We start from the raw sequence: 26,891 nt of genomic DNA on the forward strand, positions 1-26,891 counted from the left end.
GGTGTGGGAGGGGGGTAGCCGCGGGGGGGGGGGGGGGGGGGGGGGGGGTGGTGGGGGGCACCGCCCCCCCCCCCCCCCCCCCGGGCCGCACGAGCCCGGGCGAGCCGGCCACTTGCCCGGATCAGCCGACCAAGTCCCGCAGGAACTCCTGGACCTGGTCCTGCGTCATCGCCTCGCCCTGGGCGTGCGCCTCCTCGTACGCGGCGTCGCCCAGCAGCCCCCGCAGGGCGGCGGCCGACCGCTCCCGGCCGGCGCGCTCCAGGTAGCCGCCCTTCGGGCCGTTCAGCACGTTGTGCGCGCCCTGCAGCACGGCGGCGAGTCGGGCCCGGTCCAGGTCCCCGTCGCGCTCGGCGAAGGAACGCAGTACCCCGACCGTGGCCGGCACCACCATGACCGTCATCTGCTCGACGAATCCGGAGGAGGACATGGCCGCCCGCAGCATCCTCCGGCCCTCGCGGATCAGCTCGAGTCCTCGGTCCGGGTCGCCGGCCTGGGCCGTGATCCAGCCCCGGGAGGCGCTCAACAGCCCGGAGACGACCCCCGGCGCGAAGAAGCCCACCCTGGCCGCGTCGAGCGGGTCCAGCTCGGCCAGCGCCCGCGCGTAGTCGCCGCGATGGGCGTGCAGTCCGCAGAGCGTCAGGTGGCCGAACAGCCACGCGCTGGCGCCGGCCTGGTTCATGCCCGGGGTGTCGAGCGAGGCCAGTGCCTCCCGCACGATCCGCTCGCCGCGTTCCTCGTCCTGCTCCAGCAGGGCGTTGCCGAGGTTCACCCGCAGCATCGGCACCTCGTGCGGCGCGCCGAGTTCCTCGGCCAGCTCGACCGCGCGCTCGTACGCGGCGACGGCGGCCTCCGGCTCGCCCCGGTTGGCCAGCGACTCACCGCGGGCCGCCATCGCCTGCGAGATCCCCCAGAGGTTGCCGGCCTGCTCGTACAGCTCCAGGGAGCGCTCGCCGTCCCGGAGGCCCTGCTCCTCGCCGCCCGGCCAGTCGTTCATCATCTTGGCCCGGAGCTGCAGGATGAAGGCGAGGTCGTTCGCGTCGCCGTGGCGCTCGCAGCCTTCGACGGCGTCGTCCATCAGCTCCCTGGTCAGGTTCAGGCGACCGGACAGGAAGGCGCCGAACACCCGCATCAGCCCCGGGAAGCGGTAGGCCTGGGGCAGCTCCGGGCCGTAGACGTCCAGCAGCTTCCGGGCGACGGTGACCGCCTTCGGATCGCCGAGCACCTCCAGGTTGCCCTCGAACAGCCCGAGCAGCCGGTACATCGCGATCAGCCGGCGGGCCTCCTCGACCACCCCCTCGGGCATCGGCACGCCGTACTCGAGCACCGTCCGCTCCAGCGGCACCGGTGGCGGGACGTCCGGACCGAGCGGATCCGGGCCGAGCGCGGCGACCGCGTCGTACCAACCCCGGGCCTCCAGGCCGTAGCCGCGCAGCGACCAGTACCAGCTCATGCCGAGGGCGAGGACCAGGGCCTGTTCCTCGTCCCGCCGGTCGACCGCGCGGCGCAGCGCGGCGCGGATGTTGTCCTGCTCCCGCTCCAGCACGGCCAGCCAGTGCAGCTGCTGGGGTCCGTGGATGTTCCGGTCGGCCGCGGCGACCATCTCGCGGAAGTGCGCCAGGTGGCGGCCCTCGGTCGCCTCCGCCTCGGTGGCCTGGGCGAGCCGCTCCTGCGCGTACTCGTGGATGGTCTCCAGCATCCGGTAACGCGGCAGTCCCCCGCCGCCGAGGTCCGCCACCACGAGGGACTTGTCGACCAGGGAGAGCAGCAGGTCGGCGACCTCGTCGCGCGGCACCTCCACGCCGTCGGCGCAGATCGCCTCGGCGTCCTCCAGCCGCCAGCCGCCGGCGAACACCGACAGGCGCCGCAGGACGGCCTTCTCCCGCTTGCCCAGCAGGTCCCAGCTCCAGTCGACCACCGCGCGCAGGGTCTGCTGGCGCGGCAGCAGGGTGCGGCTGCCGGCGGTGAGCAGCGCGAAGCGGCCGTCGAGGCGGTCGGCGATCTGGCGGGCCGTCATCACCCGGAGGCGGGCGGCGGCCAGTTCGATGGCCAGCGGCAGGCCGTCCAGGCGACGGCAGATCTCGGCGCAGGCCTCCGGCTCGCTGCCCGGATCGTAGCCGGGGCGGGCGGCGGCGGCGCGCTCGCCGAACAGGCGCAGTGCCACGGGCGCGGGCAGCGGCTCGACCGGCAGCACGCTCTCGCCGGGCACGCCGAGCGGTTCGCGGCTGGTGGCGAGCACGGTGAGTCCGGGGCACTCGACGAGCAGGGTGGCGGCAAGGTCGGCGGCCGCCTGGATCAGGTGCTCGCAGTTGTCGAGGACGAGCAGCATCCGGCGGTGGGCGCAGTGCTCGACCAGTCGGCGCAGCGGGTCCTCGGCGCGCTTCTCGATCACGTCGGTGACGAGACTGCTGCTGCTGTGGAGGACGATCTCGCGCAGACCGAGCGCGGAGACCACGGCGGCGGGGACGGCGTCCGGGCTCTCCAGCGGGGCGAGTTCGGCCACCCACACGCCCTCCGGCCAGCGCCCGGCGGCGAGTTCGGCCCGGCCGGCCTCGACCGCGAGGCTCGTCTTGCCGGAGCCGCCGGGGCCGGTCAGGGTGACCAGCCGCCCGTCCGTCAGGATCTCGCGCAGGGCGGCAAGGTCGCTCTCCCGACCGACGAAACTGGTCAGCCGGCCGCGCAGATTGCCCGCGGCGCGCGGGAACCGCGGGGCCTGTAGGGGTGCGGGTGCGGGTGCGGGTGCGGGTGCGGGTGCGGGTGCGGGTGCGGGTTCGGGTGCGGGTGCGGGTGCGGGTGCGGGTTCGGGTGCGGGTGCGGGTGCGGGTGCGGGTTCGGGTTCGGGTGCGGGTGCCGGTCTGGTTGCCGGTGCGGCTTCCGTCGGCGCCGGTATCGGCGCCGGCTCCGCGGAGGCGAGCAACTCGGCGTACAGGGACTGGAGTTGGCGGCCGGGGTCGACGCCGAGCTCCTCCGCCAGGGCCCGCCTGGTCCGCTCGTAGTGGCGCAGCGCCTCGGCGGTGCGGCCGCTCTCGTGCAGCGCCCGGACCATCAGCAGTTGCAGCGGCTCGTCCAGCGGCTGCCGTTCGCACAGTTCGGCGAGTTCGGCGACCAGCTCCGCGGCCCGGCCGAGTCCGAGGTCGGCGGTGATCCGGTGGCGGCGGGCCTCCTCGCGCTGGGCCTCCAGCCGGGCGGCCGGGCCGGCGCGGTCGGGCAGGTCCGCGAGGGCCGGGCCGCGCCACAGGGCGAGCGCGGCGCGCAGCCGCTCGGCGGCGAGGGCGTGGTCGCCGGCGTCCAGGGCGCGCCGGCCCTCCGCGCTCAGCCGCTGGAAATCGGCGACGTCGGTGGCCGGGTCGGTCAGCCAGTACCCGGCGGGGCCGGAGCCGATCCGCTCCCGGCCGACGGTGCGGCGCAGCCGGCCGACCAGGGTCTGCAGCGCGGCGGAGGAGTCCTGCGGCGGCTCGGCGTCCCACACCTCGTCCACCAGCAGGTCGGCCGGGACGGGCCGGCCCTGGCGCAGAACCAGCGCCGTGAGCAGGGCCCGCAGCCTGGCCCCGCCGAGCGGGACCGGTGTGCCGTCGTCGTGGTGGGCCGTCGTGGTCCCGAGGATGCCGTAGTACACCGGTCCATTCTGGTCGATGGGCGACGGTGGGGCCGCACAATTGTGCTGGCTCGCCCTTCCCTGGCCGGGGACGGCCCCGGTCCGCCCCCGAGGCGGCGGAACCGGTGGCGAGCCCTCGGACGTTCACCGGGCACGGCTTGTCCGGCCCCGGGCCCGCCCGGCATGATCGGCTCTGCCGTCGTTCTTTTCCCCCTGCCCACGGAGCACCCCACCATGACCTTCGCCGCCACGCCGCGGTCCCGCAGCGAGGACCGCCGGATCAGCCCGGTGTTCTGGGTGCTCCTCGCCATCCTCGCCACCTCCGCCTGGGCGGTGTACGCCGGCTACGGCAACGTCCGCTTCGGGGTGTTCCTGTTCGTGGTGTCGGGGTGGATGGTCTCGCTCTGCCTGCACGAGTACGCCCACGCGCGCACCGCGCTGCACGGCGGCGACATCACCGTCGGCGCCAAGGGCTACCTCACGCTCAACCCGTTGAAGTACACCAACGTGCTGCTCAGCTTCGTGCTGCCGATCGTCTTCATGATCTTCGGCAACATCGGCCTGCCCGGCGGCTCGGTGTGGATCGAACGGCACCGGATCCAGGGCCGGCTCAAGCACAGCCTGATCTCGGCGGCCGGGCCGCTGGTGAACGTGGTGTTCGCCGCGGCGCTGCTGGTCCCGGTCGGCGCGGGCTGGCTGGACGACTCGACGCTGCACGCCACGTACTACGACTACGAGCTGACCGTCTCGCCGTTCGCCTGCGCCCTCGGCTTCCTCGGCCTGCTGCAGCTCAGCGCGGCCCTGCTGAACCTGCTGCCGCTGCCCGGCCTGGACGGCTACGGGATCGTCGAGCCCTGGCTCTCGGCCAAGACCCGGCGCGCGGTCGAGCCGTTCGCGCCGTACGGCATGCTCGCCGTGTTCGCGCTGCTGTGGCAGCCGGAGGTGAACTCGTTCTTCTTCGGAGTCCTCCACGACCTGATGAACCTGTTCGGCGTGAACACCGACTACGCGACGGTCGGGCGGTACCTGTTCAGCTTCTGGAAGAGCTAGTTCCGGAGGGGCTAGGCCTGCTCGACGGCCGCCGCGGCGGCGAGCTTCTCCTTGCGGCGGTTCATCCACAGCACGTTGCTCGCCACACCGGCCAGCGGGAGCCAGATCAGCCCGATCCAGAAGCCCGCGACCACCGAGACCACGGCGGCCGCCAGGGCCAGGACGGTGACGATCAGGGCGATGAGGGACGTGCGAGGCATGACGCGGGGCTCCTAGGCGGGGGGCGGACGGCCGGTGCGACCGCCCCCATTGTCGCCGACCTCACCTCCGGAGGAGGCCCAGGGGGCGGCCGACACGACGTCCGCCGGTCACGTCGGTCACACGTCGGTGACCCGCAGGCCCGCATGGGCCTTGTAGCGGCGGTTGACCGAGATCAGGTTGGCCACCAGCGCCTCCACCTGGTGGGCGTTGCGCAGTCGGCCCGCGAAGATGCCCCGCATGCCGGGGATCAGGCCCGCGAGCGCCCGCACCACGTCGGTGGCGGCCCGGTCGTCACCGAGCACCATCACGTCGGTGTCGATCCGCTCCACCGACTCGTCCAGCAGCAGCACCGCCGAGAGGTGGTGGAAGGCGGCGGTGACCCGGGAGTCCGGCAGCAGCGCGGCGGCCTGCTCGGCGGCGCTGCCCTCCTCCGGCTTCAGCGCGTACGCGCCCTGCTTGTCGAAGCCCAGCGGGTTGACGCAGTCGACGACGATCTTTCCGGCCAGTTCCTGGCGCAGCGAGCTCAGGGTGGCGGCGTGGCCGTCCCACGGGACGGCCACGATCACCACGTCGCTCTCCCGGGCGACGGTGGCGTTGTCGGCGCCGCGCACACCGACGCCCAGCTCGGCGGCCGAGGCCTCGGCCCGGGCCGCGTCGCGGGAGCCGATGATCACCTGCTGGCCTGCCTTGGCCAGCCGCAGGGCCAAGCCCCGCCCCTGGTCGCCGGTGCCGCCGAGGACACCGACCACCAGCTGCGAGACGTCCGGCACGTCGTGGGCCGGGTTTGTCGCTGAATCGAGGGAAGTCATGGGCCGATCCTGCCAAATCCCCGGCCGGGCGCGACATTCTGGGCCGCATGGACGCGGTGAGAGTTTCGGCACTCCGGCAGCGGCTGGCGGGCACCGGCTGGCTGGAGGCGGCCGGCGCCTTCGCCGGCACGCTGCGGCGTTCGGTGGAGCGGCGCGGGGCGGGTGAGCTGCTGCTGGTCGGCACCGAGGCGTACGAGCCCTGGCACCTGGCGGCCCACCTCGCGGACGAGGCCGCCTGGTCTGCCGTCCCCCGGCTGGCTCCCACCCTGCTCAGGCATCGTCCGCCCGCCGCCGCCCCGGCCCACCTGGCGCACGGCCTGCCGCGGCTCGCCGAGGCCCGGCGCGGCGCCACCGTCCTGGTGGTGGCCCCCGGGTCGGCGGGCGCCCCCCTGCTGGAGCGGGTGCAGGACGCCCGCCGGCACGGCGCGACCGTCCTCGCGCTCGACGGCGCCGCCCCCGGGACGCCGGGCGAGCTCGGCGGGATCGCCCATGAACGGCTGGCCGTCGGCACCGCCGCCGACGAGCCCTTCGACCTCGCCCAGCACCTGGTCAGCGCGGCCGCCGGGCAGCCGGCCGGCCGCCGCTCGGTCCTGGACCGGCTGGCCGAGCTCGCCGGGCGGCTGACCTCGGCACCCGTGCTCAGCCGCTGGTGAAAAACCCGTTGCCGGGAGCGGACCGACCGTCCGAGGATGCGGGCCCGTGAACGACGACGGACCACCGCATACCGGGCGGCTGCGCACGCTGCTGCGCTCCCTGACGCCCGACCTGTCCCCGTGGCGCGCCTCCCGCGACTTCCGCTACCTGTGGACGTCCGGCTGCGTCACCAGCTTCGGCAGCTTCCTGACGTACGTCGCCATGCCGATGCAGATCAAGGAGCTCACCGGCTCCGGCTGATCGGTGTGCGGGCCGCCGTCTGGAGCGGCGGCCTGGCCTGTGTGGTCGCCGTCCTCGCGGTCGCCGCCGCCCTGCCCCGACTGCTCGCCTACGACGACCGCACCGACCCCCACACGGCGGCGGTCCGGGCCGACCACGAACGGGCCGAACGTGAACGGGCGGAACGTGAACGGGCGGAACGTGAACGGACGGAACAGCGCCGGGCCGCCCCGGAGGCCCCCGCCGCGGTCTGACCGGACGGGGCGGCGGGTGCTCCGGCAGTCGGCCTGCCGGGCCGACCGGGCCGGCCGGGCGGTCCCGCGGCCCCGACTACTCCGCCTCGTCCTTCGGCTTGTCGGTCCAGCGCGGGTCGTTCTGCCACTCGCGGTTGCGCTCGTCCGCGATCTGCAGCGCGTTGCCGGCCTCCTGAGGGCTGTCGTACGGGCCGAGGCGGTCCTTGGCCGGACACTCCGGCCCCTCCTCGACCTTGCCGTGCTTGATGCAGTAGAACCACTCACCGGGCTTTCCGGTCGGCTTGCGGTGGAATCCCAGGGGCATGACGCCCTCCCGTCCAGACATAGGGTCGGTACCGATCATCCCCCGCCCGGACCCATCCGCACACCGCCCGGGGCTCCAGGGCCCGGCGGCTAGACTCGCCGCCATGGCTCTCGTACCCGGCATCCAGTCCCCCACCCGCAAGGTCCCGGCGCACATCGCGCGTCCCGAGTACGTCGGGCGGCCCGCCCCGACGCCGTACACCGGGCCCGAGGTGCAGACGGCCGAGACGATCGAGAAGATGCGGATCGCGGGCGGGATCGCCGCCCGGGCGATGGCGGAGGCGGCCAAGCTGATCGCGCCCGGGGTCACCACCGACGCGCTGGATGCCGTCGCCCACGAGTACATGTGCGACCACGGCGCCTACCCGTCCGACCTCGGCTACCGGGGCTTCCCCAAGTCGATCTGCACCTCGGTCAACGAGGTGATCTGCCACGGCATCCCGGACTCGACGGTGCTGCAGGACGGCGACATCGTCAACATCGACGCCACCGCGTACATCCACGGCGTGCACGGCGACCTCAACGCCACCTACCTGGTCGGCGACGTGGACGAGGAGTCCCGGCTGCTGGTCGAGCGCACCCGGGAGTCCCTCAACCGGGCGATCAAGGCGGTCAGGCCCGGCCGCCAGATCAACGTCATCGGTCGGGTCATCGAGTCCTACGCCAAGCGCTTCGACTACGGCGTGGTGCGGGACTTCACCGGACACGGCATCAACACGTCGTTCCACTCCGGCCTGATCATCCCGCACTACGACAGCGAGCGGGCCACCGAGGTGATCAAGCCGGGCATGACCTTCACCATCGAGCCGATGCTGACGCTGGGCACCTACGACTACGAGATCTGGCCGGACGGCTGGACGGTCGTCACCAAGGACCGCAAGCGCACCGCCCAGTTCGAGCACACCCTGGTGGTCACGGCGGACGGCGCGGAGATCCTCACCCTGCCGTGACCCGGCCGCCCCTCAGCCGATGAGCCACTGCTCCTCGGCCACCGCGCCCACCTCGGTGCAGGCGTCCGTGAGCACGTCCAGGACGCGCAGCGGGTCCGGCAGCGGCTGCTCGGGCCCGCGCAGCCACCGCACCCGGGAGCCGTCCGGCAGCGCGGCCGGCGGGAGCAGGGTGTACGAGCCGCGGCAGTGCCAGCGCAGGCCGGGGTGCTCGGACATGGTGTCCGGGGTGGAGTCGAGCGCGCTCGGCCACCACTCGTCCTCGTCCTGCGGGGTGCCGCGGGTGGCGGTGAAGAAGAGGTAGCGGTCCTCGCCGACGGCGGCGACGGGCCCCTCGACGCCCAGTGCGGTCAGCCGCTCCAGCGCCAGCCGTCCGGCTTCGGCCGGGACGTCCAGCACGTCGTGCACCCGGCCGGTGGCGGTGACGAAGTTGGCCTGGGGGTCGCGGGAGAGCCAGCGGGAGAGCTGGTCGGGGTCGGTGGTGGCCTGGGTCTGCCAGGCGAAGGAGACCGGGTGCTGGGCCGGGGCCGGACAGGCCACCCGGTCGCAGGAACACCGGTAGCCGGCCGGGTGGGCGGCGGGAGCGAGCGGGAATCCGGCGCGCAGCGCGCCGAGCAGCTGATCGAGTCTGGTGGCCGGGTCCGGGCCACCCGGGCGGACCCGCTGTCGCTCACGCTTCTGCCACCAGGTCGTCCACCTGCTGCCGGCTTCCATCGGGCCCCTTCCGCGCACTGCCGTGCCTGGTGCGACACAGCGTTCGACGTATCACTCCGACGCAACGCACAGCGCCCCCCGCTGCTTCCCCGGAAGGTGCTCGGCCCTGCTGTCTGCGCCCCGCCGGCCGCGGCCCGGGGTCACCGGACGGCCGACGCCCGGGTCACGGTACGAAGTCGCGGCAGCACGCTGTCCGCGCCGGTTCCGACCGGAGGGCACGCAGATCCGCGCCTCGCCCGGCCCGTACGGGGCCCGCTGACCCGGGGTGGACCCCGAGGGCGTACAGGAAGGATAAGGGTGCGCGAGGCCTCCGGATGACCGGGGGAGGTGCCTCGCCGGTCACACTGCGGCCACCGGGCCCTCACCTGGCCTCCCCTTCGGGGTGCTCCGCCCGTGGCCACCGGGCGGGGATGAGACCCTGGAGGGGTGAAGAGCGCGGACACCGAATTCGTCGGCGGCCCCCTGGACGGGAAGATCCTCCCGATTCCCCTGGGGCCGATGCTGGGCGTGCCGAAGAAGTACAAGGTCCCCGTCCCCGCGCACGGCGACGCCCCCGCGCGCACACTGGTGTACGTCCGGAGCAAGCAGGTTCGGGGCCTGAGCTGGTTCTGGCGCTACGAGTTCGACGAGGCGGCCACCACCAAGGCCTCCGGCTGACGGGCCGCCCGCCGCGTCCCCCTCATCGCCTCCCCGGGAGGTCGGCATGGCCAGAGCGGTACGGCGTCCCGGACGGCACCACCGGAGCCGCGCGCAGGCGGTCGCCCACCACAACCGGCAGATCGCCTGGACCACCGGGGTACTGCTCCTGGCGGTCTGCCTCTACACCGTGACGATCGGGCCCGACAGCTGGCTCTGGTTCGCCTGGGCGGTGCTGCTGCTCGCCTGCGTGGCCCTGTTCATCGTCCGGCCCTGAGCCCGGGGATCCGGGCGTTCGGGGCCCGGGACCCACGGGGTCCGCAGTGCAGCGGCACCGCCCGTCGGCGTCCCCCCGCGCCGGTCAGTCATCCTCGGCGAGGATCAGGTACAGCTTCTTGCGGGCCTCGGTCAGCACCGCCAAGCCCTTGGCGCGCTGCGCCTCGGTGCCGGTCCGCATGACCTGCTGGATGGCCTGTCCGACGGTTGCGAGCGCCTGGCCCACCTCCTGGACCGCCTCCCAGTCCGCCTCCCGGCCGGCCTCCGCCCACGGCTCGGCGGGCCCGGCCTCGGCCTCGACGCGGCCCGCCTCGGTGAGCGAGACCAGCCGCTTGCCGCCGACCTCCTCCGCGGTGATCAGTCCCTCCTCCTCCAGCAGCTGGAGGTTGGGGTAGATCGAGCCCGGGCTGGGCCGCCAGGCCCCGCCGGTCCGCTCGGTGATCTCGGCGATCATCTCGTAGCCGTGCATCGGCCGCTCCTTGAGCAGGGCCAGCAGCGAGGCCCGGACGTCACCGCGCCGCGCCCGGCCGCCGCGCCGCCCGTGCGGGCCGCCGCGCCGGGCGCCGTGGCCGGCGAAGCCGTGCCCGAACGGGCCGCCGCGCGGCGGGCCGAAGCCGCCGAAGGCCTGCCGCCCCTCGAAGTCCTCCCCGGGGGTGCCCCGGAACTCGGGGCCCGGGCCGCGGCGCCGTCCGCCGCCGCGCGGGCCCTCTCCACGAAATCGCATTCCTGAGCGCATGGCGCTCACCTCCTGGTTCGACGAAACAGTCGAGTTACTGTCTCGATAGTTCGACGATATATCGGTGACTGTCGCTCGTCAACGCTTTCCGACACGGGCCCGCCGCACGGCCCGGGGGCGGCTCAGCGGATACGGTGACGGGCATGGCCGGTGAACGAGACCTTGCGACCCTGCTGAGCGGGCTGCGCCCGCAGCTCAACCCGGGGCGGTACGTCTACTGCACCCTCCCCGCAAAGGTGCCCGCCGGGATGCGACCGGTGGCGACCGTCGCCGAGCCCGAAGGGGTCACGGTGGTCGTCGCCCAGGAGGAGGCGGACGCGCTCGGGCTGCGCTACGAGTACGTGGCGGCCTGGATCACCCTGCGGGTCCACTCGGCGCTGGAGGCCGTCGGGCTGACCGCCGCCGTGGCCGGGCGGCTCGCCGAGGAGGGCATCAGCTGCAACCTGGTGGCCGGCTTCCACCACGACCACCTGTTCGTCGGCGCCGACGACGCCGACCGCGCCGTACGCGCCCTGGAGGAGCTGTCCGCCCGAGCCGCCCGATCCGCCTGACGGCACCGCCGGGTGGCCGCCGCCCACCGCCGCTTCGACACTGGAGACAGCCGCCCCGCCAGGGCCGGCCCCACCGGAAGGAGACGGCCGCCATGGCCACCTGTGTCACCTGCGGCAACGACTACTGGCTCGCCTTCGAGATCAAGACGGTCACCGGCGACAGCTACACCTTCGACAGCTTCGAGTGCGCGATGGAGAAGCTCGCGCCCCGCTGCGAGCAGTGCAACGTCCGCATCGTCGGCCACGGCGTCGAAGTGGCCGGCATGTTCTTCTGCTGCGCCAACTGCGCCCGCGTCAACGGCGGCCTGGGCGAGCAGATCCGGGACGCCGTCGGTTCCCGCCCCGCCTGAAGCGCGAAGGCCCCCCGGCCCGCTCGGTGAGCGCGGCCGGAGGGCCTTCGGACGTCCAGGGGCGGAAGAGTCGGCCTGTACGCCGGGTTCTGTCTCCCGGGTTGCTCGCGCGGCCCGGGGAGGCGGTCATCCATCTAGGGCTGCCGTTGCCGACAGCCTCGTGCGGTCCACCCGCGGACTCGGGCGAGCAGCCTTCAGACGTCCGCGCACGGTACCCGAGGGCACCGATCTTGACCTTGCTCCAGGTGGGGTTTACCTAGCCGGCCGAGTCACCCCGGTCGCTGGTGGTCTCTTACACCACCGTTTCACCCTTACCCACGCGCCGAAGCGGTGGGCGGTCTGCTTTCTGTGGCACTGTCCCGCGGGTCACCCCGGGTGGGCGTTACCCACCACCCTGCTCTGTGGAGCCCGGACGTTCCTCGGCGGGTCAGGGACCCGTCGCGACCGCCCGGCCGGCTCTTCCGCCGTAACCGTCATCGTAGCCGCTCGGGCGGAGCCTCCCGCACACCGGTCCGAGCCGCCGGCGGCTCGGCCCCGAGGCGGACGGCCACCCGGGCGGCCGTCCCGGTGGCCCAGGCGGTGGTGGTCACCAGTCCGAGGACGAGGATCACAGCGCCGAGCCCGACCAGGATCCACCAGCCGGCGTGACTGGCCGGGGCGAAGCCGGCGGCCATCGGCCCGACCACGGCCGAGGTGACGACCGTACCGATCACCGCCACGCCCAGCGACTGGCCCACCTGGCGGCTGGTCGAGGCGACCGCGGCGGCCACCCCCGCCTGGGCGCGCGGCATCCCGGAGACGGCGGCGTTGGTGATCGGCGGGTTGACCATGCCGAAGCCGAAGCCGAACAGCGCGTACGCGACCAGCAGCAGCGCCGACGGCGAGTCGGCGGTCAGCCGGGTGAGCAGCAGGCCGCTCGCGGCGAGGCAGAACCCGGCGACGGCCAGCGGCAGGCGCGGGCCGCGGCCGCTGACGATCCGCCCGGACACCGGCGAGCAGACCAGCATCATCCCGGCCATCGGCAGCGTCCACAGGCCGGCCTCGACCGGGCCGTAGTGCCGGACGTCCTGCAGGTAGAGGGTGTTGAGGAAGAGGAAGCCGCCCAGCGCGGCGAAGGCGCAGACCGCGGTGACGGTGGCCCCGGTGAACGGGGCGCTGGCGAAGAACCGCGGGTCCACCAGCGGCTCGGCGACCCGCCGCTCCCAGACCGGGAAGGCGACCAGCGCGGCCACCGCCGCGGCGGCGAGCGCGAGGATCAGCGGGGAGGTCCAGCCGTTGCCCGGGCCCTCGATGATCGCGGCGGTTCCGCAGCCCAGCAGGATGATCATCAGCAGTTGCCCGACCGGGTCCAGCCGGCGCGGCCTCGGCGCGCGCGACTCGGGGACGTAGCGGACGGTCAGCAGGATCGCGGCGAGCGCCACCGGGACGTTGATCAGGAAGATCGAGGGCCAGCCCGCGCCGTCCACCAGGAAACCGCCGAGCAGCGGCCCGAGCGCCATCGAGATCCCGACCACGCCGCCCCAGACGCCGATCGCCCGGGCCCGCTCCCTGGGATCGGTGAAGGTGTTGGTGATGATCGACATCGCCACCGGGTTGAGCATCGACCCACCGACGGCCTGCACCGCCCGGAACACCACCAGCCATTCCAGGCTCGGCGCCAGGCTGCACAGCAGCGAGCCGAGCGCGAAACAGGCCAGCCCGATCCGGAACACCCGGCGGCGGCCGAAGCGGTCGGCCACCGAGCCGAACAGCATCAGCAGCGAGGCCAGCACCACGGTGTAGGCGTCGATGATCCACTGCAGCCCGGAGGCCGGGGCGTCCAGGTCCTTCTGGATCGCCGGCAGGGCGATGTTCACCACGGTGTTGTCCAGGCCGACGATGAACAGGCTCATGCAGCAGATCGCGAGGACGAGCAGCCGGCGGCGGCGCCCCGGGTCGGCGTCGGGGGCGGAGGTCGGCACGGGGGTGGGGGCGGGGAGGGGGGCAGCATCAGGCACGGACCGATCCTCCCACCGCCGGGCGGGGCCGGGGCCACGGATCGGACCCGTCCGGGTGGCGGGACCCGCGGCTGCCCGGCGGCGGCTGGCCGGTGGCGGCGCTCAGACGGCGGCGAAGCGGACCGTCCGGGTGACCGGGTCGGCCTCGGTCAGGCGGACGTCGATCACCCGGCCGAGCGGGAGCGGCGGTCCGGCGGCGCCGGGGCCCCCGGGGGTGTCGGCGCCGTCCGGGGCGTCCAGGACGTCCGGGACGTCCGCGCCGTCCGGGGCGTGGGCGCTGTCGCAGCGGGCCCGTACGGCGGGCTCGCGCAGCTGCACGGTGCCGGAGCCGGGGCGTTTCCCGTCCACCTCGATGACCACCGCGGAGAACTCCTCGCCCTCCCGGCCGACCAGCAGCTCCGCCTCCACCAGGTCCACGCAGGCCCGCTCCACCTCGGCCGCCCGGCGGTCCCCGCTCGCCATCAGCGCCGGCAGGGCCGGCAGCGCCTCGCGCGCCCAGTCCGGCACGTCCTCCCCCGCCGCCACCGCCGCGCACACCTCCAGCGCGAAGCGGTCGCCGAGCCGGCGCAGCGGGGCGGTGCAGTGGGCGTACGGGGCGGCCAGCGCGGCGTGGCCCGGCTCCGCGGGGGCGGGCAGGCCGCGGGACTCGTCGAAGGCCCGGTAGCCGGCGCCCCGCAGCAGCCCGGTGCAGGCGGTGAGGAAGGCGGCGTTGAGCGGGATGTCCGGGTCCAGCGAGCGGATCAGCTCCGGGTACGGGAGCGCCTGCGGCCAGTCCACGTCCAGCGCGGCGGCGATCCGGCGCAGCCGGTCGTACCCGGCGGCGGGCGCGGCGGGCAGGGTGCGCAGCAGGCCGACGCCCGCGTCCAGCATCAGTTCGGCCGCGGCCATGCCGGTGAGCAGCGAGATCTGGGCGTTCCAGCCGTCGGCGGGGGTCGGCGCCCGGTAGCCGAGGACGTAGCCGTGCAGGGTCTCCTCGACCTCCTGCTCGGGCACCGGCAGGCTGATCCCGCCGCGGGCGCGCTCCTGCTCCTCGCGCAGCCGGCCGATCACGGCGAGCAGGGCGAGCTGCTCGTCGGCGCCGCCGAGGTCCACGGCGCGCTGGACGGCGGCGTAGTCCAGGCGGCGGTGCGAGCGGACCACGGCGCGGCGGACGTCGGCCAGCACGACGGCGCCGTCGGCGTCGAGGTCCAGCTGCCAGAGCAGGGCCGGGCGCGGTTCGCCGGGCAGCAGGCTGGCGGCGTCCTCGGAGATCCGGGCCGGGTGCAGCGGGACGCGGTGGTCGGGGAAGTAGAGGGTCTCGACCCGGCGCCGGGCCTCCGCGTCGATCGCCCCGCCGGGGCGGACGAAGGCGGCCACGTCGGCGATCGCGTAGTGCACCCGGTAGCCGCCGCCCGGGCGGTGGCTGAGGTGCATGGCCTGGTCGAGGTCCCGGGAGCCCGGCGGGTCGACGGTGAACAGCGGCAGCTCGGTGTCGTCGTACTCGGGCAGCCGCGGCCGCTCGGCCGCCTCCTCCGCCTCGGCGAGCACCGCCTCGGGCCACTCGGCGTGGATCTCCAGGCGGGTGCGGAGCTCGGTCAGCTCGGTGTTGATCCGGGCGGAGTCGGCGGCCTTGACGCGCAGTTTTCGGCGAGGCATGGACGCCAGGGTAGGGCGAAACCGGGCGATTCCGGACGGAGGCTCAGCGCCCCAGCAGGGACTTCAGGTCCTTCGCCGCGAGCGCGACCGCGTCGTCGTACCCTCCGGTGGCCAGCCGCAGCATGAAGGCCACGGCGTCGTCCGGACGCGGATCGGCGTACGGCTCGGCGTTGTAGTCCAGGAACAGCAGCATCGCCTCGAAGGCGGTGCGCTTGTTGCGGTCCACCAGCGGGTGGTTGCGGGCCAGACTCTGGCCGAGTGCGACCGCCTTGGTCCACAGGTCGGGGTAGGCGTCCCCGCCGAACAGGCTCGCCTGGGGGCGAGCGATCGCGGAGAGCAGGCCGCCGAGGTCGCGGATGTTCTCCGGGCCGCCGGCGAGGTAGGTGACGTCGTCCAGGTCGAGGTACTCCGTCACAGGTCCTTCAGCCTCTCCAGCGTCTCCGCGTTGGCGGCGCGGATCCGGGCGACCACGGCGGCCCGGCGCTCGGCCCGGCCCGGTGCCCCCTCGGCGAGCGCCTGCGGGACCTCGGAGCGGCGGACCTCAAAGGCCAGCTCGGCGGTGTCCGACCCGGCGGGGGCCTCGGTCACCCGCATCCGCCCGGCCATCACCGCCTCGGCCGCCGCCCGCACCGCGAACTCCAGCGCCTGCCGGGTCTCTGCCGGCAGGCCGGCGGGCAGGCTCACGGACAGCGACTCCGCCGCGGGGTCACCGTCGTCGGGCTCCGCGTTCAGGGGGCGCATGGTCATCTCGTTCACTCTCCTCCGGGCTCACCGTAGTGGTGAACGTCCGGCGCTCCCACCGAATTGCCGCCGGCCGTGCTCTCTCTCCGATGCGGCTGTCGGCGGGGGTGTAAGCACTCGTACGGTGGGGCCGAGGGCTACGGAGGGGGTTCGGGCGATGGCTGGTGTGGTGCGGGTCGCCGGGGGTGCGGTGTCGGCGGCCTTGGCGGTGACGGGGGCGCTGCACGCGGTGTGGGCGGTGTCGCCGTGGCCGCTGCGGACGCCGGACGAGTTCGCGGACGCCGTGGTGGGGGCGGGGGACGGTGTGCCGCCGGCGGGGGCGTGTCTGGCGGTGGCGGGGCTGCTGGGGGCGGCCTCGTACCTGGTGGCGGCGGAGGCCGGGGTGTTGCCGGCGGCCGGGCCGCGGGGGTTGCGGCGGGCGGGGGTGCGGGCGGCGGCCGGGGTGCTGTTGGCGCGCGGGGTGGCCGGGCCGGTGGTGTTCGGGCGGGTCAGTGCGCGCACGGAGCGGTTCCGGCGGCTGAACGTGCGGTACTACTCGCCGCTGTGCGTGGCGTTGGGAGCCGGAGCGGCCGCAGTAGGGTGGCGGGGTTCGTCTGCCACAAACTGTTGAGGAGTCCGCTGTGCTGGTGCTGTTGCCGCCCTCGGAGGGCAAGGCCGCGTCCGGGGACGGCGAGCCCGTCGCGCTCGACCGGCTGTCGCTGCCGGGGCTGACGGCGGCGCGCGGCGCGGTGCTGGACGCGCTGGTCGGCCTCTGCCGGGGCGACGAGGACACCGCCGCCGAGGTGCTGAGCCTGACCCCCGGGCTGCGCGGCGAGATCGCCAAGAACGCGGGCCTGCCGACGGCGGGGGCCCGTCCGGCGGCCGAGGTGTACACCGGGGTGCTGTTCGACAACCTGGACCTGGCCGGCCTGGACGCCGCCGCCTACGAGCGCGCCGAGCGTTCGCTGCTGGTGTTCTCCGGGCTGTGGGGCGCGGTGCGGATCTCGGACCGGATCCCGTCCTACCGCTGCTCGATGGGCGTGAAGCTGCCCGGGCCGGGGGCGCTCGGCGCGCACTGGCGGGGCGCGATGGCCCCGGTGCTGCCGGAGGTGGCGGACGGGCTGGTGCTGGACCTGCGCAGTTCCGCCTACGCGGCGGCCTGGAAGCCGGCCGGCGAGGTGGCGTCCCGTACCGCGACCGTCCGGGTGCTGCAGGAGCGGGACGGCAAGCGCACGGTGGTCAGCCACTTCAACAAGGCGACCAAGGGCCGGCTGGTGCGGGACCTGCTGGTCGCCGGGGCCGAGCCGAAGACGCCGGGCGAGCTGTTGGACGCGCTGCGGGAGCTGGGCCACCGGGTCGAGACGGCGGCGGAGGGCACAGCGCGCAAGCCGTGGCAACTGGACGTGGTGGTCACCGAGGTGCACTGACCCCCCGGGACGGCCGGCGGGGGCCCGGCGGGGTCAGCGCAGGTGCGAGGTGTCGTTGAGCAGCCGCAGCGAGGCGTTGCCGTCCGCGTAGTACTGGACGGCGCAGATCGAGGCGGCGGACAGCTCCATCCGGTACATCGAGTCGGGCGGGGCGCCGAGCGCCAGCCGGACCAGCGTCTTGATGGGGCTGACGTGGGACACCACCAGCACGGTCTTCCCCGCGTACCGGGCGAGGATCTTGTCCCGGGCGACGCCGGCCCGGTGGGTGAGGGTGGTGAAGCTCTCGGCACTGCCCGTCGGCTTGGCCTTGGCGGAGCCCAGCCAGGCCGCGAGGTCGGCGGGGTACCGCTCGTGCACCTCGGCGAAGGTCAGGCCCTCCCAGTCGCCGAAGTCGACCTCACGCAGCCCCTCCTCGTACCGGACCTCCAGGCCGAGCCGGGCGGCGACGGTCTCGGCGGTCTGCCGGGTGCGGCGCATCGGGGAGGCGACCACCGCCTGGATGCTGCCGCGCGCGGCCAGCGCCTCGGCGGCCCGTTCGGCCTGCCAGCGGCCCTTGTCGGAGAGCTCCGGGTCGGTGCCGCCGCTGCCGGAGAAACGCTTCTCCGGGGTGAGCGGGGTCTCGCCGTGGCGCAGCAGCACGAAGGTGGTGGGGGTGCCGAGGTCGGCGGGCGCGGCCCAGCCCGCCTTGGGGGCGGCGGTCTCCAGCGCCGGCTCCAGCGGCGGCTCCGCGACGGTCGCAGGGGCGGTCGCCGGGGCCTTCGGCCGGGGCTCCCACGGGCGGCCCGCCTGACCGGCGTCCATCGCCTCGTTGGCCAGCCGGTCGGCGTCCTTGTTCCGCTCGCGCGGGATCCAGGTGTAGCTGACCCGGTCACGCGGGAAGACGGTGCGCGCCTCGGCGGCGAGCGGCTGCATGTCGGGGTGCTTGATCTTCCAGCGCCCCGACATCTGCTCGACGACCAGCTTGGAGTCCATCCGGACGTCCACCGAGGCGTCCGGGTCGAGCGCGTGGGCCGCCCTGAGCCCGGCGATCAGGCCCCGGTACTCGGCCACGTTGTTGGTGGCGTGGCCGATGAACTCGGCGGCTTCCGCGACGAGCTGCCCGGTGTCGCCGTCCCGGACCACCGCACCGTAGCCGGCCGGCCCCGGGTTGCCCCGGGACCCGCCGTCCGCCTCGACGATGAAGCGCGCCGCCACCGGCTCAGACGCCCGATTCGGCGGTGCGGACCAGGATCCGCGAGCAGTTCTCGCAGCGGACGACCTTGTCGGCCGGCTCGGCCTTGATGGCGTTCAGCTCGGTGATCGAGAACTCGGTGCGGCAACCCTCGCAGCGGCGCTGGAAGAGGCGGGCCGCGCCGACGCCGCCCTGGGTCTCGCGCAGCTTGGCGTACAGCTTCAGCAGGTCGGCGGGGATGACGGCGGCGACGGCCTCGCGGTCGCGCCTGACCTTCTCGACCTCGGCGTCGATCTCGGCGAAGGCGGCGTCGCGGCGGCCCTCGGCCTCGGTGAGGACGACGGTGGAGTGCTCCAGGCGGGCGCTCAGCTCCTCGACCCGGCTGTTGGCGCTCTCCTGGCGCTCCATGATCTCCAGCACGACCTCCTCGAGGTCGCCCTGGCGCTTGGCCAGCGAGCCGATCTCGTGCTGGAGGTTCTCCAGGTCCCTCGGCGAGGTGATCGCGCCGGAGTCCAGGCGCTGCTGGTTGCGGGCGGCACGGGCGCGGACCTGCTCGACGTCCTGCTCGGCCTTGGTCAGCTCGCGGGCGGTGTCGCCCCTCTGGGCCTCGGCGGCGATGACGAGGTCCTTGAGCGCGGTGTGGTCGGCGGTGACCTTCTCGATCTCGGCGTGCTCCGGCAGGCTCCGGCGCCGGTGGGCCAGCTGGTCGAGCTTCGAGTCGATGGCCTGGAGGTCGAGCAGGCGGATCTGGTCGGCGGGCGCGGCGTTCAAGCGGAAAGCTCCTGTGAATCGGGTCAGGCGGTGAAGGACATGGGGGCGTGCGCGGTCCACGGGTCGGTGACCCGGTGGGAGACCTTGGTCTCCACGGCCCAGCCGCGCTCGTCGGCGACGCCCCGCAGGGCGCGCTCGGCCAGGGCGAGCCAGGGCCACTCGGTGGCCCAGTGGGCGGCGTCGATCAGCGCGACCGGCGCGGCCTCGGCGGCCTCGGACGCCGGGTGGTGGCGCAGGTCGGCGGTCACGAAGGCGTCCACGCCGGCCGCCCGGACGTCGGCGAACAGGCTGTCGCCCGAACCGCCGCACACCGCGACCCGGCTGACCAGCCGGTCCGGGTCACCGGAGACGCGGACCCCGGCGGCGGTGGCCGGCAGGCCCCGGGCGACCTGAGCGGCGAAGGCGGACAGCGGCAGCGGGGGCTCCAGCAGGCCGATCCGGCCGGTGCCGCGGCGGCCCAGCGGGTCGGTCGGGTCCGGCACCAGCGGGCCGGTGACCCGCAGGCCGACCGCCTCGGCGAGCGCGTCCGAGACGCCCGGGTCGGCGTGGTCGGCGTTGGTGTGGGCGACGTGCAGCGCGATGCCGTTGGTGATCAGCGTGTGCACCACCCGGCCCTTGAAGGTGGTGGCGGCCACGCTGGTGGTGCCGCGCAGGTAGAGGGGGTGGTGGGTGACGACGAGGTCGGCGCCCCACTCCACGGCCTCGTCGACGACGGCCTGGACGGGGTCGACGGCGAACAGCACGCGGCGGACCTCGGCCTGAGGGTCCCCGCAGACCAGGCCGACGGCGTCCCAGGACTCCGCCCACTGCGGCGGGTAGACCTCTTCGAGCGCGGTGATGACGTCGGACAGTTTCGGCACCTGTCGAGACTACCGTGCGCACGGCGCCGGTCGGGCCTCGGCCGTTCGGGGGAGGCGGCTGTCCGTGGGAGCGGGTCCGGACGCGAGTCCGTGGACGGTCTCGCCGGGCCCCGGCAGCTCCGTCAGCCCCGTCAGCCCCGTCACAGGCTCAGCAGCAGGTCCCGTACGACGGCGGGCCGGGACAGGAACGGGTGGTGGCCGGTGTCGAGCTCGACGACGCCGCCGGCCCGGCGGGCGAACTCCCGCTGAAGGCGCGGCGGAGTTCCCCGGTCCTGAGCGCAGACGAGGTACGTCGAGGGCACCTGCTGCCACGCGGCCGCTCCGACCGGCTGCCCGGTGACCCGCACGCTCTGCCGGGCGAGATGGTCCGCCGCCTGCGCCTGGATGTCCGGGTCGCAGTCCTGCAGGAACGTGTCCACGAGCAGCTCCGGGCGGACCCCGAACGTGCCGACGTCGGGGTCGACGTCCAAGAACGGCGCGGGGCCGCCGTCCCCGAAGTCCGACAGGCTCTGCCCGACCTCGGGCAGGTAGCTGGAGACCAGCAGCAGGTGGCGCACCGACCCGATCCCCGCAGCGGCCTCCGCCGTGACGATGCCGCCATAGCTGTGGGCGACCACGACGGTGGGCTCGTCACTGCTCAGCAGCGCCTGCCGCACCGCCGCGACGTCCTCGGGCAGCCCCGGTCCGCCGGTGCCGCCCGGCGGACCCGCCTCACCGCAGCTCGGCAGCGCCGGCGCCACGCTCGGCACCCCTCGTTCCCGCAGCCGCTCGGACGTGCAGTGCCACCACCACGACCCGTCCCGCACGCATGCCCCGTGCACGAACACGACCCTCATCGCTGCCTCCACGTGTGCCTCGGCCGCCTTCGACCAAGCGTGGACCTGATCGCGGTCACGCGCCGTGCGTCACACGGAGAGCTGCGAATCGGGCACGGCGTCACGGCGCCCACACATCCGGGCGGGGGCACGACCCGCCAGACGGCCGCACACCGGCTGAGGCGGAGGGCGGTCGCGATCGGCTGCCGGGCGTCGGCGTGGGCGGTGGTCGGGCGGTGTTCGGACGCGGGTGCCGGGGGCGTACGGGTGCGCGTCAACCCGGCGCGCGGGCGCGCCAACCTGCGATGGGGCGCTCGTACGGGCTCGCACGGACCGTGTGCGCCCGTGCGCCGGGGCGCTCCTCGCGCACAGCAGGCCCCCCGTAGGAATTCGAAACCGCCGCTAGATCACCCTTACGAGTGAAGTGACCGGGTCTGCGTTGAGCCTTCGGTTTTCTCGAAACTAACTTCAGTCCTGCGAACGGGAGTTGCCCCGCCAGTAGCCCATCGGGGCCGGGAGGGCACTGCGCCGGAGCGGGCCCGGGGCCCGCCGAACCGGCGGCCCGGCTCCTCCTCGGAGGGGGTCGCACCCGACAGGGAACCGATCAGGCCGGGCCGCCGCGCCCCGGGTGCCGAGCAGTGGCACCCGGCGACACGGTGGCGCAGACGAAGGGATGTGGTGGCGGATGGGGGCGGGCACATCGCTGCGTACGGCCGGGGGCGGGGGGTCGGCGGGGCGCGGGCCGGCTGCGGCCGGTTCGTGGCCGGAGGCGACGCGGGCGGCACTGGCCGGTGCCGGAGGCCGGGGAGGCGACGGTGGCTGGGAGGTCACCGTCGGCGGCTTCTGGTGCACGGCCAGGCCGTCCGCGTCCTCCCCCTTACCGGAGCAGGGGTGGAAGCTCCACGTCAGCGCGGCGTCGGTGGTGGGCGGGGAGGTGCTCGCGGCGGTGGTGCGGGTGCTCGCCGCCGACCCGTGCAGCTTCAAGTTCGCCGCCGCGGAGGAGCGCTTGCGTGAGCTCAACTCCCGCAACAGCGATCGGGGTTCGGCGGGGAAGTTCATCACCGTCTACCCGGTGGGCGATGCCCAGTTCCAGCGGCTGGCGGCCGCGCTGGACCGGGCCACGGCCGGGCTGCCGGGCCCGGTGGTGCTGTCCGACCGGCCGTACCGCCCGGGCAGCCGGGTGCACTACCGGTACGGCGCCTTCGCGTCGCGGGCGGAGCTCGGCAACGACGGGGAGTACCGGTCGGTGCTGCGCGGGCCCGGTGGGGAGCGGACCGAGGACGTGCGCGGGGGGTCGTACCGGGCGCCCGGGTGGGTGCGGGATCCGTTCGCCACGGCCGGTGTCCTGGCGCCCGGTGCGCCCGCGCGCCCGGCCCGGAAGCGCGGCGGCGGGGTACTGCTGGCCGGGCGGTACGCGGTGACCGCCGCCGTCCGGCACGGCGCCAAGGGCGGCGTGTTCCTGGGGCGGGAGGCGACCGGCGGCGCGGAGGTCGTGGTCAAGCAGGCCCGCGCGCACATCGAGGTCGACCGCGCCGGGACGGACGCCCGCGACGCGCTGCGGCACGAGGCCGCGCTGCTCGCCCGCCTGGACGGGCAGGACCTTGCGCCGCGCGCCCTCGAACTGATCGAGCAGGACGACTCCGTCTTCCTGGTGCAGGAACGAATCGCCGGACAGCCGCTCGGCGCCTGGGTCGCGGCCCGGCTGCGACGCGACGGCAGCCCGGACGTGGACTGGGCCGAGGCCGAGCCGGTGGTGCACGGCCTGCTCGACCTGGTCGAGCGGGTGCACGCCCAGGCCCTGGTGCTGCGCGACCTCTCCCCCGGGAACGTGATGGTCCGCCCGGACGGCGGTCTGCGGCTGGTCGACCTCGAACTCGCCGCCGAGACCGGCCGCCGGGCCGGCTCGGCCGGCACCCCCGGCTACCGCGCCCCGGAACAGGGGCGGCTCGCCCCGGCCGGCTCCTGCATCGCCGACCCGGCGGTGGACCTGTACGCGCTCGGCGGACTGCTCTTCCTGCTCGCGACCGGACACGACCCGCTGCTGCCGGAGGACCTGCCGCACGCCCGCCCGGTCGCCGAGCGCCTCGGCCGCTGGCTCGCCCTCGCCGCCCGCACGGGTGCGACGGCGCGGCGGCTGGCCCCGCTGGTACTGGGGCTGCGGGCCGAGGAACCCGAAGGGCGGTGGAGCGTGGCCCGGGCGCGGGCCGAACTGGGCGGAGCGGCGCGGATCACCGTCAGTCCGCTGTGGCAGGCCGCCGCCCGGCGGCGCCCCGGCACCGGCACGCCGCGCGACGGCGGCCCGGCCTCGCTCGACCGGCTGCTGCACGACGGCCTGCGGCACCTCGCCGTCACCTCGACGCCCGAACGGCCCGACCGCCTCTGGCCCGTCGTCCCCGCCGGGGAGCGGACGGACCCGTGCAACGTGCAGCACGGCGCGGCGGGCGTGCTCGCCGTCCTGGCCCGGGCCGTGACGGCCGACGGGCTGCCGGAGGACGTCCGGGCGGAGGCCGCACGCACGGCCCGTACCGCCGCGAGCTGGATCGAACGGCGCGTCGCGGCGGAGCCGGTGGTGCTGCCCGGGCTGCACTTCGGGCGGTCGGGCACGGCGTGGGCGCTGCTGGACGCCGCCCGCGCGCTCGGCGACGACGAAGCGGCGCAGCGGGCGGCCGCGCTCGCCCGGCGGATCGCCGTCGAGTGGCCCAACCCCGATGTGTGCCACGGCGCCGCAGGGGCGGGCCTCGCCCAACTGCGGTTCGCTGCCGAGGACTTCGGCGCTGCTTACGGTGCTGTTCACGGTGCGGGCGTCGGCGCGGGCTCCGGTGCGGGCTCCGGTGCGGGCTTCGGCGCGGGCTTCGGCGCCGGCTTCCTGTCCCGGGCTGCACGGTGCGCCCGCGGCCTGCTGGCCGCCGCACGGCAGGAGCCGTACGGGACGGTCTGGCCGGTACCGGCGGACTTCGACTCCGCGCTCGCCGGGATCACCCACCTGGGCTTCGCCCACGGGGTCGCGGGCGTGGGTGCCTTCCTCCTCGCCGCCGCCGATGCCCTCGGCGGCCTCGGCGGGCCGGCCACGGGGACTCCGAGCCCGGAGTCGCCGGCCGGCGAACCGCTCGCCGCGCAAGCCCTGGCCACCGCCGTCGACGCCGGGCGGACGCTCGCCGCGACCGCGCGCTGGGACGCCGAGCGCCGGACCGCCTGGTGGCCGCAGAGCGCGACCGACCCCGAGCACATCCGGCTCTCCCACTGGTGCAGCGGCTCCTCCGGCGCCGGCAGCTTCCTGCTCCGGCTCGGGCGGGCCACCGGTGAACCCGCCACCCTCGACCTCGCCCGCGCCGCCGGGCGGGCCGTACTCACCGGCCGCTGGCACAGCGGGGTGAGCGCCTGCCACGGGCTGGCCGGCGACGGCGAATACCTGCTCGACCTCGCCGAGGCCACCGGCGAGCCGGAATTCCGCACCGGAGCCGAGGAGTTGGGTCAGCTGATCACCGCCCGGGCCGCCCTGCGCAACGGCCTGCTGACACTCCCCGACGAGACCGGCACCGGCTGCGCCACCGCCTACGGCACCGGCACCGCGGGCCCGCTGGCCTTCCTACTCCGGCTACGCCACGGCGGCCCCCGGCTCTGGCTCGACCCCGTCCCGCCCGTTCAGCTCCGACTCCCCTCCCGCACCAGCGGGGTGAGCGGGTCATGAACGTGGCCACCCGTACCACCACCCAAGCCCTGCGGCGTCTCAGCTTCACCTTCGCCGCCGACGGCAGCCACGCGGCCTGCCTCGCCGCGGCCGCCGACAGCGCCTGGTACGTGGAGAGTTGGCGGCTCCCGCCGGGCTCCGGTCCGGCCGTACCGCCTGAGCCCGCCACTCCGACCGCCCTGCCGCTGCCCGGCAACCGCTCGGAGAACCTCCGCTCCCAGCTGGTCGCACTGTCGGACGGCTCGGTGCTGGTCTGCCGGCACGACGGCGAACGACACGACCTGGTCCGCCTCGCGACCAGCGAAACCGGCGCCGTGGAACAGCAGTTGGCCTCACTCCGGATGCCCGGGCTGCGTCTGCTGCCGCTCCCGGTGCCGCCCGGCGCCGGCCCGCGCACCCCGGTGGCACTCGCCCTCGGCACCGACACCCGGCCGGCGACCACCGCCTGGCTGCTCCGGACGGACGGCAGCGAGCCCGAGCAGATCGCCGAGATCCCCGGCCTGCACGGCGGCGGCGCCTGGCTGGACCACGCGGGCGCGCTGCTCGCCCTGGACCGGGTGGCCGGCGGGCTGGTCCGCAGCGTCGTGCTGGACCTGCGCAGCGGGACCACCACCCCGCTGTTGGAGATCGGCGAGCGCAGCAACGACCGACTGGTGCTGTTCGATCCCGACAGCCGCTTCGCGATGGTGCGCAGCGACGCACCCGGCACCGACCGGCTCGGCTGGGGCGTACTGGACGGCGGCCGGCCGCTACGGTTCCCGGAATGCCTGCACGTCACGGGCGTGTTCCTGCGGCCGATCGCGCTACGGCAGGCTGCGGACGGCCCCCGGGTCGCCGTGCAGATCGACCACGGCGCGGGGTCGGCGCTCGCCCTGTGGCGGCCCGGCGTCGGCCGGCTGGACCCGCTGCCGGTGCCACCCGGGCGGCTCGGCGCGATCGGGCACTGGGGGGAGGCCGGCCTGCGGATCCCGTACTCCTCACCCGACCACCCGGCGGCACTGGCCACCCTGGACGTGGACGCCCTGCTGGCACACGGCCCGGTCCCGGCCGAGTCCGGCCCGATGCTGCTGCCGCTCCAACTCGCCCCGCTGGGCTCGGGCTTGCCCAGCACCTGGCGGGACACCGCACTGCCCTGGCAGCCCGGCGGACCGCGCGCCGCCCGCACCCCGCCCGCCGGCTGGCGCCTGGACGGCAGCACTCCGCCCGGCGACGGCGGCCGCTGGCAGTCCGCGCAGAGCCTCGAACTCGCCGGCCCCGCCGGGCCCTTGGAGGCCGTGGTGTACGGCGGGGACGCCTGGCTGAGCAGTCCGCACCTGGTGCTGGCGCTGCACGGCGGCCCGGCGGACGCCTGGCGGCTGGAGTTCGATCCGGCGCTGCAACGGATGGCCGCCGAGGGCCTGGCGGTCGTCGCGCCCAACCAACGCGGCTCCACCGGTTACGGCGTGCCGCACGCGCTCGCCATCCGGGGCGCCTGGGGCGGCCCCGACCTGGACGACGTGCTGTACCTGCTGGACGGCATCGCCGGGCAGCGCGCGGCGCTCGGCCTCGAACCGCCCGCCCTGTTCGGGGTCAGCTACGGCGCGTTCCTCGCCCTGCTCGCGGCCGCGCACGCGCCGGCCGAGCAGGTCGCCCGCTGCGCGGTGGTCGCGCCGTTCCTGTCCGGCGCCCGACTGCTGGCCGAAGCGGCGCCCCCCGTACGGGCGTTGACCACCCGGCTCGGCGGCGGCGACCCCATCACGGACGCCCGCGGCCCGCGCGACGTACTGCAGCTGGCGCACCGGCTGAGCGCACCGCTGCTGGTGGTGCACGGCAACCGGGACGAGGTCGTACCGGTCAGCCAATCCCGAGCGCTGCGACACGAGTTGCTGCGGATCGGCCGGGTGGAGGGCGCGGACTTCCGGTACGTCGAGGCAGCCGGAGCCGGGCACGAGGTGCTCGCCGAGGAGGGCGCCGCCGTCCTGCACGAGCTGCTGGCCGCGTTCCTGCGGACCGGCCGCCCGGGCTGATCCCGGGGCTCGGGCACTCCGGTCCCGCATATCCCCGGTCCCTCACATTCCCGGGCTCACAGACTCCCGGATTTACAGACTCCCGGATTCACAGACTCCCGGACCCTCGGCGGTCCGGGGCACCACCCCCGGTGCGGCGGATGGAGGCCGCCCGGGGTGCGACACCCGACGCCCGCAGGCAGATCGCGGCGGGCGTGAACCCCAGGGGAGGACCCGATCGTGGAGAACATGGTGGACTTCGAGACCGACCTCGCGGCGCTGCAGGACCTGCCGGAGACCGAGTCCGTCGAGCTGACCGGCCACGGCAGCGGCTGCCAGTACACCTGTCTCATCCTGACCTGCCTGATCTTCACCAACAGCTGAGCCGTCGGCTGATCAGTCGGTAGTCCATGGGTGCCGGGGGGGGGGGGGGGGGGGGGGGGGGGGGGGGGGGGGGGGGGTTTTTTTTTTTTTTTCTTTCCTTCCGCACTCCTTTCCACCCGCTTGTCGTAGGGGACCCCCCCCCCCCC

27 protein-coding genes, 1 other RNA gene and 1 pseudogene are annotated in these 26,891 nt (G+C 75.1%); 14 read left to right on the plus strand and 15 right to left on the minus strand.

What is annotated here, in order from left to right:
• Positions 1-121: 121 nt before the first annotated feature.
• Positions 122-3,613, minus strand: a complete 3,492-nt coding sequence (locus ACZ4WV_RS04775) for an AfsR/SARP family transcriptional regulator (RefSeq protein ID WP_465742781.1) — start codon at positions 3,611-3,613, stop codon at positions 122-124.
• Positions 3,614-3,826: 213 nt separating this feature from the next.
• Here ACZ4WV_RS04775 and ACZ4WV_RS04780 point away from each other — a divergent pair, with 213 nt between their 5' ends.
• Positions 3,827-4,642, plus strand: a complete 816-nt coding sequence (locus tag ACZ4WV_RS04780) for a site-2 protease family protein (protein ID WP_465742783.1) — start codon at positions 3,827-3,829, stop codon at positions 4,640-4,642.
• A gap of 11 nt (positions 4,643-4,653) precedes the next feature.
• Here the strand turns inward: ACZ4WV_RS04780 and ACZ4WV_RS04785 are convergent, their stop codons facing one another.
• Positions 4,654-4,842 carry a hypothetical protein gene (locus ACZ4WV_RS04785; protein ID WP_465742785.1) on the minus strand — a complete coding sequence of 63 codons (189 nt, stop codon included), beginning with the start codon at positions 4,840-4,842 and terminating at the stop codon, positions 4,654-4,656.
• 117 nt (positions 4,843-4,959) lie between these two features.
• The gene (gene npdG, locus ACZ4WV_RS04790; RefSeq protein ID WP_465742787.1) at positions 4,960-5,652 is read right to left on the minus strand and encodes an NADPH-dependent F420 reductase; all 693 of its coding nucleotides are present in this window, start codon (positions 5,650-5,652) and stop codon (positions 4,960-4,962) included.
• A 47-nt stretch (positions 5,653-5,699) separates the two neighbouring features.
• Between npdG and ACZ4WV_RS04795 the strand changes: the two genes are divergently transcribed.
• The 3 genes and pseudogenes from ACZ4WV_RS04795 (at position 5,700) to ACZ4WV_RS04805 (ending at position 6,779) form a co-directional block, all read left to right on the plus strand.
• Complete coding sequence (locus ACZ4WV_RS04795; protein ID WP_465742789.1) at positions 5,700-6,305, plus strand: hypothetical protein; 606 nt, start codon at positions 5,700-5,702, stop codon at positions 6,303-6,305.
• Between the two features lie 46 nt (positions 6,306-6,351).
• Positions 6,352-6,540: pseudogene (locus tag ACZ4WV_RS04800) on the plus strand (MFS transporter); the annotation flags it as partial.
• A gap of 11 nt (positions 6,541-6,551) precedes the next feature.
• A complete protein-coding gene (locus tag ACZ4WV_RS04805; RefSeq protein ID WP_465742791.1) occupies positions 6,552-6,779 on the plus strand; it encodes a hypothetical protein in 228 nt (75 codons plus the stop codon).
• 76 nt (positions 6,780-6,855) lie between these two features.
• On the opposite strand, the gene ACZ4WV_RS04810 is transcribed toward ACZ4WV_RS04805, so the two are convergent.
• Positions 6,856-7,083 carry a hypothetical protein gene (locus tag ACZ4WV_RS04810; RefSeq protein ID WP_465742793.1) on the minus strand — a complete coding sequence of 76 codons (228 nt, stop codon included), beginning with the start codon at positions 7,081-7,083 and terminating at the stop codon, positions 6,856-6,858.
• 103 nt (positions 7,084-7,186) lie between these two features.
• Here ACZ4WV_RS04810 and map point away from each other — a divergent pair, with 103 nt between their 5' ends.
• The gene (gene map / locus ACZ4WV_RS04815) at positions 7,187-8,032 is read left to right on the plus strand and encodes a type I methionyl aminopeptidase (protein ID WP_465742795.1); all 846 of its coding nucleotides are present in this window, start codon (positions 7,187-7,189) and stop codon (positions 8,030-8,032) included.
• Between the two features lie 12 nt (positions 8,033-8,044).
• Here the strand turns inward: map and ACZ4WV_RS04820 are convergent, their stop codons facing one another.
• Positions 8,045-8,743, minus strand: coding sequence for a bifunctional DNA primase/polymerase (locus ACZ4WV_RS04820; protein WP_465742797.1), 699 nt, complete (start codon positions 8,741-8,743; stop codon positions 8,045-8,047).
• Between the two features lie 426 nt (positions 8,744-9,169).
• Between ACZ4WV_RS04820 and ACZ4WV_RS04825 the strand changes: the two genes are divergently transcribed.
• Both ACZ4WV_RS04825 and ACZ4WV_RS04830 read left to right on the plus strand, forming a co-directional pair.
• Positions 9,170-9,400: a hypothetical protein gene (locus ACZ4WV_RS04825; RefSeq protein ID WP_465742799.1), complete on the plus strand. Its 231-nt coding sequence runs from the start codon at positions 9,170-9,172 to the stop codon at positions 9,398-9,400.
• A 46-nt stretch (positions 9,401-9,446) separates the two neighbouring features.
• Complete coding sequence (locus ACZ4WV_RS04830; RefSeq protein WP_465742801.1) at positions 9,447-9,656, plus strand: hypothetical protein; 210 nt, start codon at positions 9,447-9,449, stop codon at positions 9,654-9,656.
• 84 nt (positions 9,657-9,740) lie between these two features.
• On the opposite strand, the gene ACZ4WV_RS04835 is transcribed toward ACZ4WV_RS04830, so the two are convergent.
• Entirely contained in the window at positions 9,741-10,379 is a 639-nt protein-coding gene (locus ACZ4WV_RS04835) for a PadR family transcriptional regulator (RefSeq protein WP_465742803.1), read from the minus strand.
• 155 nt (positions 10,380-10,534) lie between these two features.
• Here ACZ4WV_RS04835 and ACZ4WV_RS04840 point away from each other — a divergent pair, with 155 nt between their 5' ends.
• On the plus strand, positions 10,535-10,942 hold the full coding sequence (locus ACZ4WV_RS04840; RefSeq protein ID WP_465742805.1) for an ACT domain-containing protein: 408 nt from the start codon (positions 10,535-10,537) through the stop codon (positions 10,940-10,942).
• Between the two features lie 92 nt (positions 10,943-11,034).
• Positions 11,035-11,292, plus strand: a complete 258-nt coding sequence (locus ACZ4WV_RS04845) for a Prokaryotic metallothionein (protein WP_350743870.1) — start codon at positions 11,035-11,037, stop codon at positions 11,290-11,292.
• Between the two features lie 62 nt (positions 11,293-11,354).
• On the opposite strand, the gene rnpB is transcribed toward ACZ4WV_RS04845, so the two are convergent.
• The 5 genes from rnpB to ACZ4WV_RS04870 form a co-directional block, all read right to left on the minus strand.
• Positions 11,355-11,752: RNase P RNA component class A (gene rnpB, locus ACZ4WV_RS04850), an RNA gene on the minus strand.
• A gap of 13 nt (positions 11,753-11,765) precedes the next feature.
• Positions 11,766-13,253, minus strand: coding sequence for an MFS transporter (locus ACZ4WV_RS04855; RefSeq protein WP_465743252.1), 1,488 nt, complete (start codon positions 13,251-13,253; stop codon positions 11,766-11,768).
• A gap of 138 nt (positions 13,254-13,391) precedes the next feature.
• Entirely contained in the window at positions 13,392-14,924 is a 1,533-nt protein-coding gene (locus ACZ4WV_RS04860; RefSeq protein WP_465742807.1) for an RNB domain-containing ribonuclease, read from the minus strand.
• Between the two features lie 43 nt (positions 14,925-14,967).
• On the minus strand, positions 14,968-15,339 hold the full coding sequence (locus tag ACZ4WV_RS04865; RefSeq protein WP_465742809.1) for a type II toxin-antitoxin system death-on-curing family toxin: 372 nt from the start codon (positions 15,337-15,339) through the stop codon (positions 14,968-14,970).
• Positions 15,336-15,671 carry a hypothetical protein gene (locus ACZ4WV_RS04870; RefSeq protein ID WP_465742812.1) on the minus strand — a complete coding sequence of 112 codons (336 nt, stop codon included), beginning with the start codon at positions 15,669-15,671 and terminating at the stop codon, positions 15,336-15,338. The genes ACZ4WV_RS04865 and ACZ4WV_RS04870 overlap by 4 nt, the downstream gene beginning before the upstream one ends.
• Positions 15,672-15,822: 151 nt before the next feature.
• Between ACZ4WV_RS04870 and ACZ4WV_RS04875 the strand changes: the two genes are divergently transcribed.
• Both ACZ4WV_RS04875 and yaaA read left to right on the plus strand, forming a co-directional pair.
• Positions 15,823-16,275, plus strand: coding sequence for a DUF3995 domain-containing protein (locus ACZ4WV_RS04875; RefSeq protein WP_465742814.1), 453 nt, complete (start codon positions 15,823-15,825; stop codon positions 16,273-16,275).
• A 10-nt stretch (positions 16,276-16,285) separates the two neighbouring features.
• Positions 16,286-17,071, plus strand: a complete 786-nt coding sequence (gene yaaA, locus ACZ4WV_RS04880; RefSeq protein WP_465742816.1) for a peroxide stress protein YaaA — start codon at positions 16,286-16,288, stop codon at positions 17,069-17,071.
• A 33-nt stretch (positions 17,072-17,104) separates the two neighbouring features.
• Here yaaA and ACZ4WV_RS04885 read toward each other — a convergent pair whose 3' ends face one another.
• The 4 genes from ACZ4WV_RS04885 to ACZ4WV_RS04900 form a co-directional block, all read right to left on the minus strand.
• Entirely contained in the window at positions 17,105-18,265 is a 1,161-nt protein-coding gene (locus ACZ4WV_RS04885) for a bifunctional RNase H/acid phosphatase (RefSeq protein ID WP_465742818.1), read from the minus strand.
• A 4-nt stretch (positions 18,266-18,269) separates the two neighbouring features.
• A complete protein-coding gene (locus tag ACZ4WV_RS04890; protein WP_465742820.1) occupies positions 18,270-19,013 on the minus strand; it encodes a zinc ribbon domain-containing protein in 744 nt (247 codons plus the stop codon).
• Positions 19,014-19,036: 23 nt separating this feature from the next.
• Complete coding sequence (locus tag ACZ4WV_RS04895; protein WP_465742822.1) at positions 19,037-19,873, minus strand: Nif3-like dinuclear metal center hexameric protein; 837 nt, start codon at positions 19,871-19,873, stop codon at positions 19,037-19,039.
• A 140-nt stretch (positions 19,874-20,013) separates the two neighbouring features.
• Positions 20,014-20,709, minus strand: coding sequence for an alpha/beta hydrolase (locus ACZ4WV_RS04900; protein ID WP_465742824.1), 696 nt, complete (start codon positions 20,707-20,709; stop codon positions 20,014-20,016).
• Between the two features lie 664 nt (positions 20,710-21,373).
• On the opposite strand from ACZ4WV_RS04900, the gene lanL reads away from it, so the two are divergent.
• The 3 genes from lanL (at position 21,374) to ACZ4WV_RS04915 (ending at position 26,745) form a co-directional block, all read left to right on the plus strand.
• Complete coding sequence (gene lanL, locus ACZ4WV_RS04905) at positions 21,374-24,376, plus strand: class IV lanthionine synthetase LanL (protein WP_465742826.1); 3,003 nt, start codon at positions 21,374-21,376, stop codon at positions 24,374-24,376.
• Positions 24,373-26,382, plus strand: a complete 2,010-nt coding sequence (locus ACZ4WV_RS04910) for an alpha/beta hydrolase family protein (RefSeq protein WP_465742828.1) — start codon at positions 24,373-24,375, stop codon at positions 26,380-26,382. The genes lanL and ACZ4WV_RS04910 overlap by 4 nt, the downstream gene beginning before the upstream one ends.
• A 228-nt stretch (positions 26,383-26,610) precedes the next feature.
• Positions 26,611-26,745 (plus strand): VenA family class IV lanthipeptide, encoded by a 135-nt coding sequence (locus ACZ4WV_RS04915; protein WP_465743254.1) that lies wholly within the window; start codon positions 26,611-26,613, stop codon positions 26,743-26,745.
• Positions 26,746-26,891: the final 146 nt, after the last annotated feature.

It is taken from the genome of Kitasatospora sp. NPDC029312, assembly GCF_055569215.1.

What these genes read in the sequence shown, in the direction of transcription:
- ACZ4WV_RS04780 (WP_465742783.1), top strand. Translation starts at nt 3,827, where the DNA reads ATGACCTTCGCCGCCACGCCGCGGTCCCGCAGCGAGGACCGCCGGATC.
- ACZ4WV_RS04785 (WP_465742785.1), bottom strand. Translation starts at nt 4,842, where the DNA reads ATGCCTCGCACGTCCCTCATCGCCCTGATCGTCACCGTCCTGGCCCTG.
- npdG (WP_465742787.1), bottom strand. Translation starts at nt 5,652, where the DNA reads ATGACTTCCCTCGATTCAGCGACAAACCCGGCCCACGACGTGCCGGAC.
- ACZ4WV_RS04795 (WP_465742789.1), top strand. Translation starts at nt 5,700, where the DNA reads ATGGACGCGGTGAGAGTTTCGGCACTCCGGCAGCGGCTGGCGGGCACC.
- ACZ4WV_RS04810 (WP_465742793.1), bottom strand. Translation starts at nt 7,083, where the DNA reads ATGCCCCTGGGATTCCACCGCAAGCCGACCGGAAAGCCCGGTGAGTGG.
- map (WP_465742795.1), top strand. Translation starts at nt 7,187, where the DNA reads ATGGCTCTCGTACCCGGCATCCAGTCCCCCACCCGCAAGGTCCCGGCG.
- ACZ4WV_RS04820 (WP_465742797.1), bottom strand. Translation starts at nt 8,743, where the DNA reads ATGGAAGCCGGCAGCAGGTGGACGACCTGGTGGCAGAAGCGTGAGCGA.
- ACZ4WV_RS04830 (WP_465742801.1), top strand. Translation starts at nt 9,447, where the DNA reads ATGGCCAGAGCGGTACGGCGTCCCGGACGGCACCACCGGAGCCGCGCG.
- ACZ4WV_RS04835 (WP_465742803.1), bottom strand. Translation starts at nt 10,379, where the DNA reads ATGCGATTTCGTGGAGAGGGCCCGCGCGGCGGCGGACGGCGCCGCGGC.
- ACZ4WV_RS04840 (WP_465742805.1), top strand. Translation starts at nt 10,535, where the DNA reads ATGGCCGGTGAACGAGACCTTGCGACCCTGCTGAGCGGGCTGCGCCCG.
- ACZ4WV_RS04845 (WP_350743870.1), top strand. Translation starts at nt 11,035, where the DNA reads ATGGCCACCTGTGTCACCTGCGGCAACGACTACTGGCTCGCCTTCGAG.
- ACZ4WV_RS04860 (WP_465742807.1), bottom strand. Translation starts at nt 14,924, where the DNA reads ATGCCTCGCCGAAAACTGCGCGTCAAGGCCGCCGACTCCGCCCGGATC.
- ACZ4WV_RS04870 (WP_465742812.1), bottom strand. Translation starts at nt 15,671, where the DNA reads ATGACCATGCGCCCCCTGAACGCGGAGCCCGACGACGGTGACCCCGCG.
- ACZ4WV_RS04875 (WP_465742814.1), top strand. Translation starts at nt 15,823, where the DNA reads ATGGCTGGTGTGGTGCGGGTCGCCGGGGGTGCGGTGTCGGCGGCCTTG.
- ACZ4WV_RS04900 (WP_465742824.1), bottom strand. Translation starts at nt 20,709, where the DNA reads ATGAGGGTCGTGTTCGTGCACGGGGCATGCGTGCGGGACGGGTCGTGG.
- lanL (WP_465742826.1), top strand. Translation starts at nt 21,374, where the DNA reads ATGGGGGCGGGCACATCGCTGCGTACGGCCGGGGGCGGGGGGTCGGCG.
- ACZ4WV_RS04910 (WP_465742828.1), top strand. Translation starts at nt 24,373, where the DNA reads ATGAACGTGGCCACCCGTACCACCACCCAAGCCCTGCGGCGTCTCAGC.
- ACZ4WV_RS04915 (WP_465743254.1), top strand. Translation starts at nt 26,611, where the DNA reads ATGGTGGACTTCGAGACCGACCTCGCGGCGCTGCAGGACCTGCCGGAG.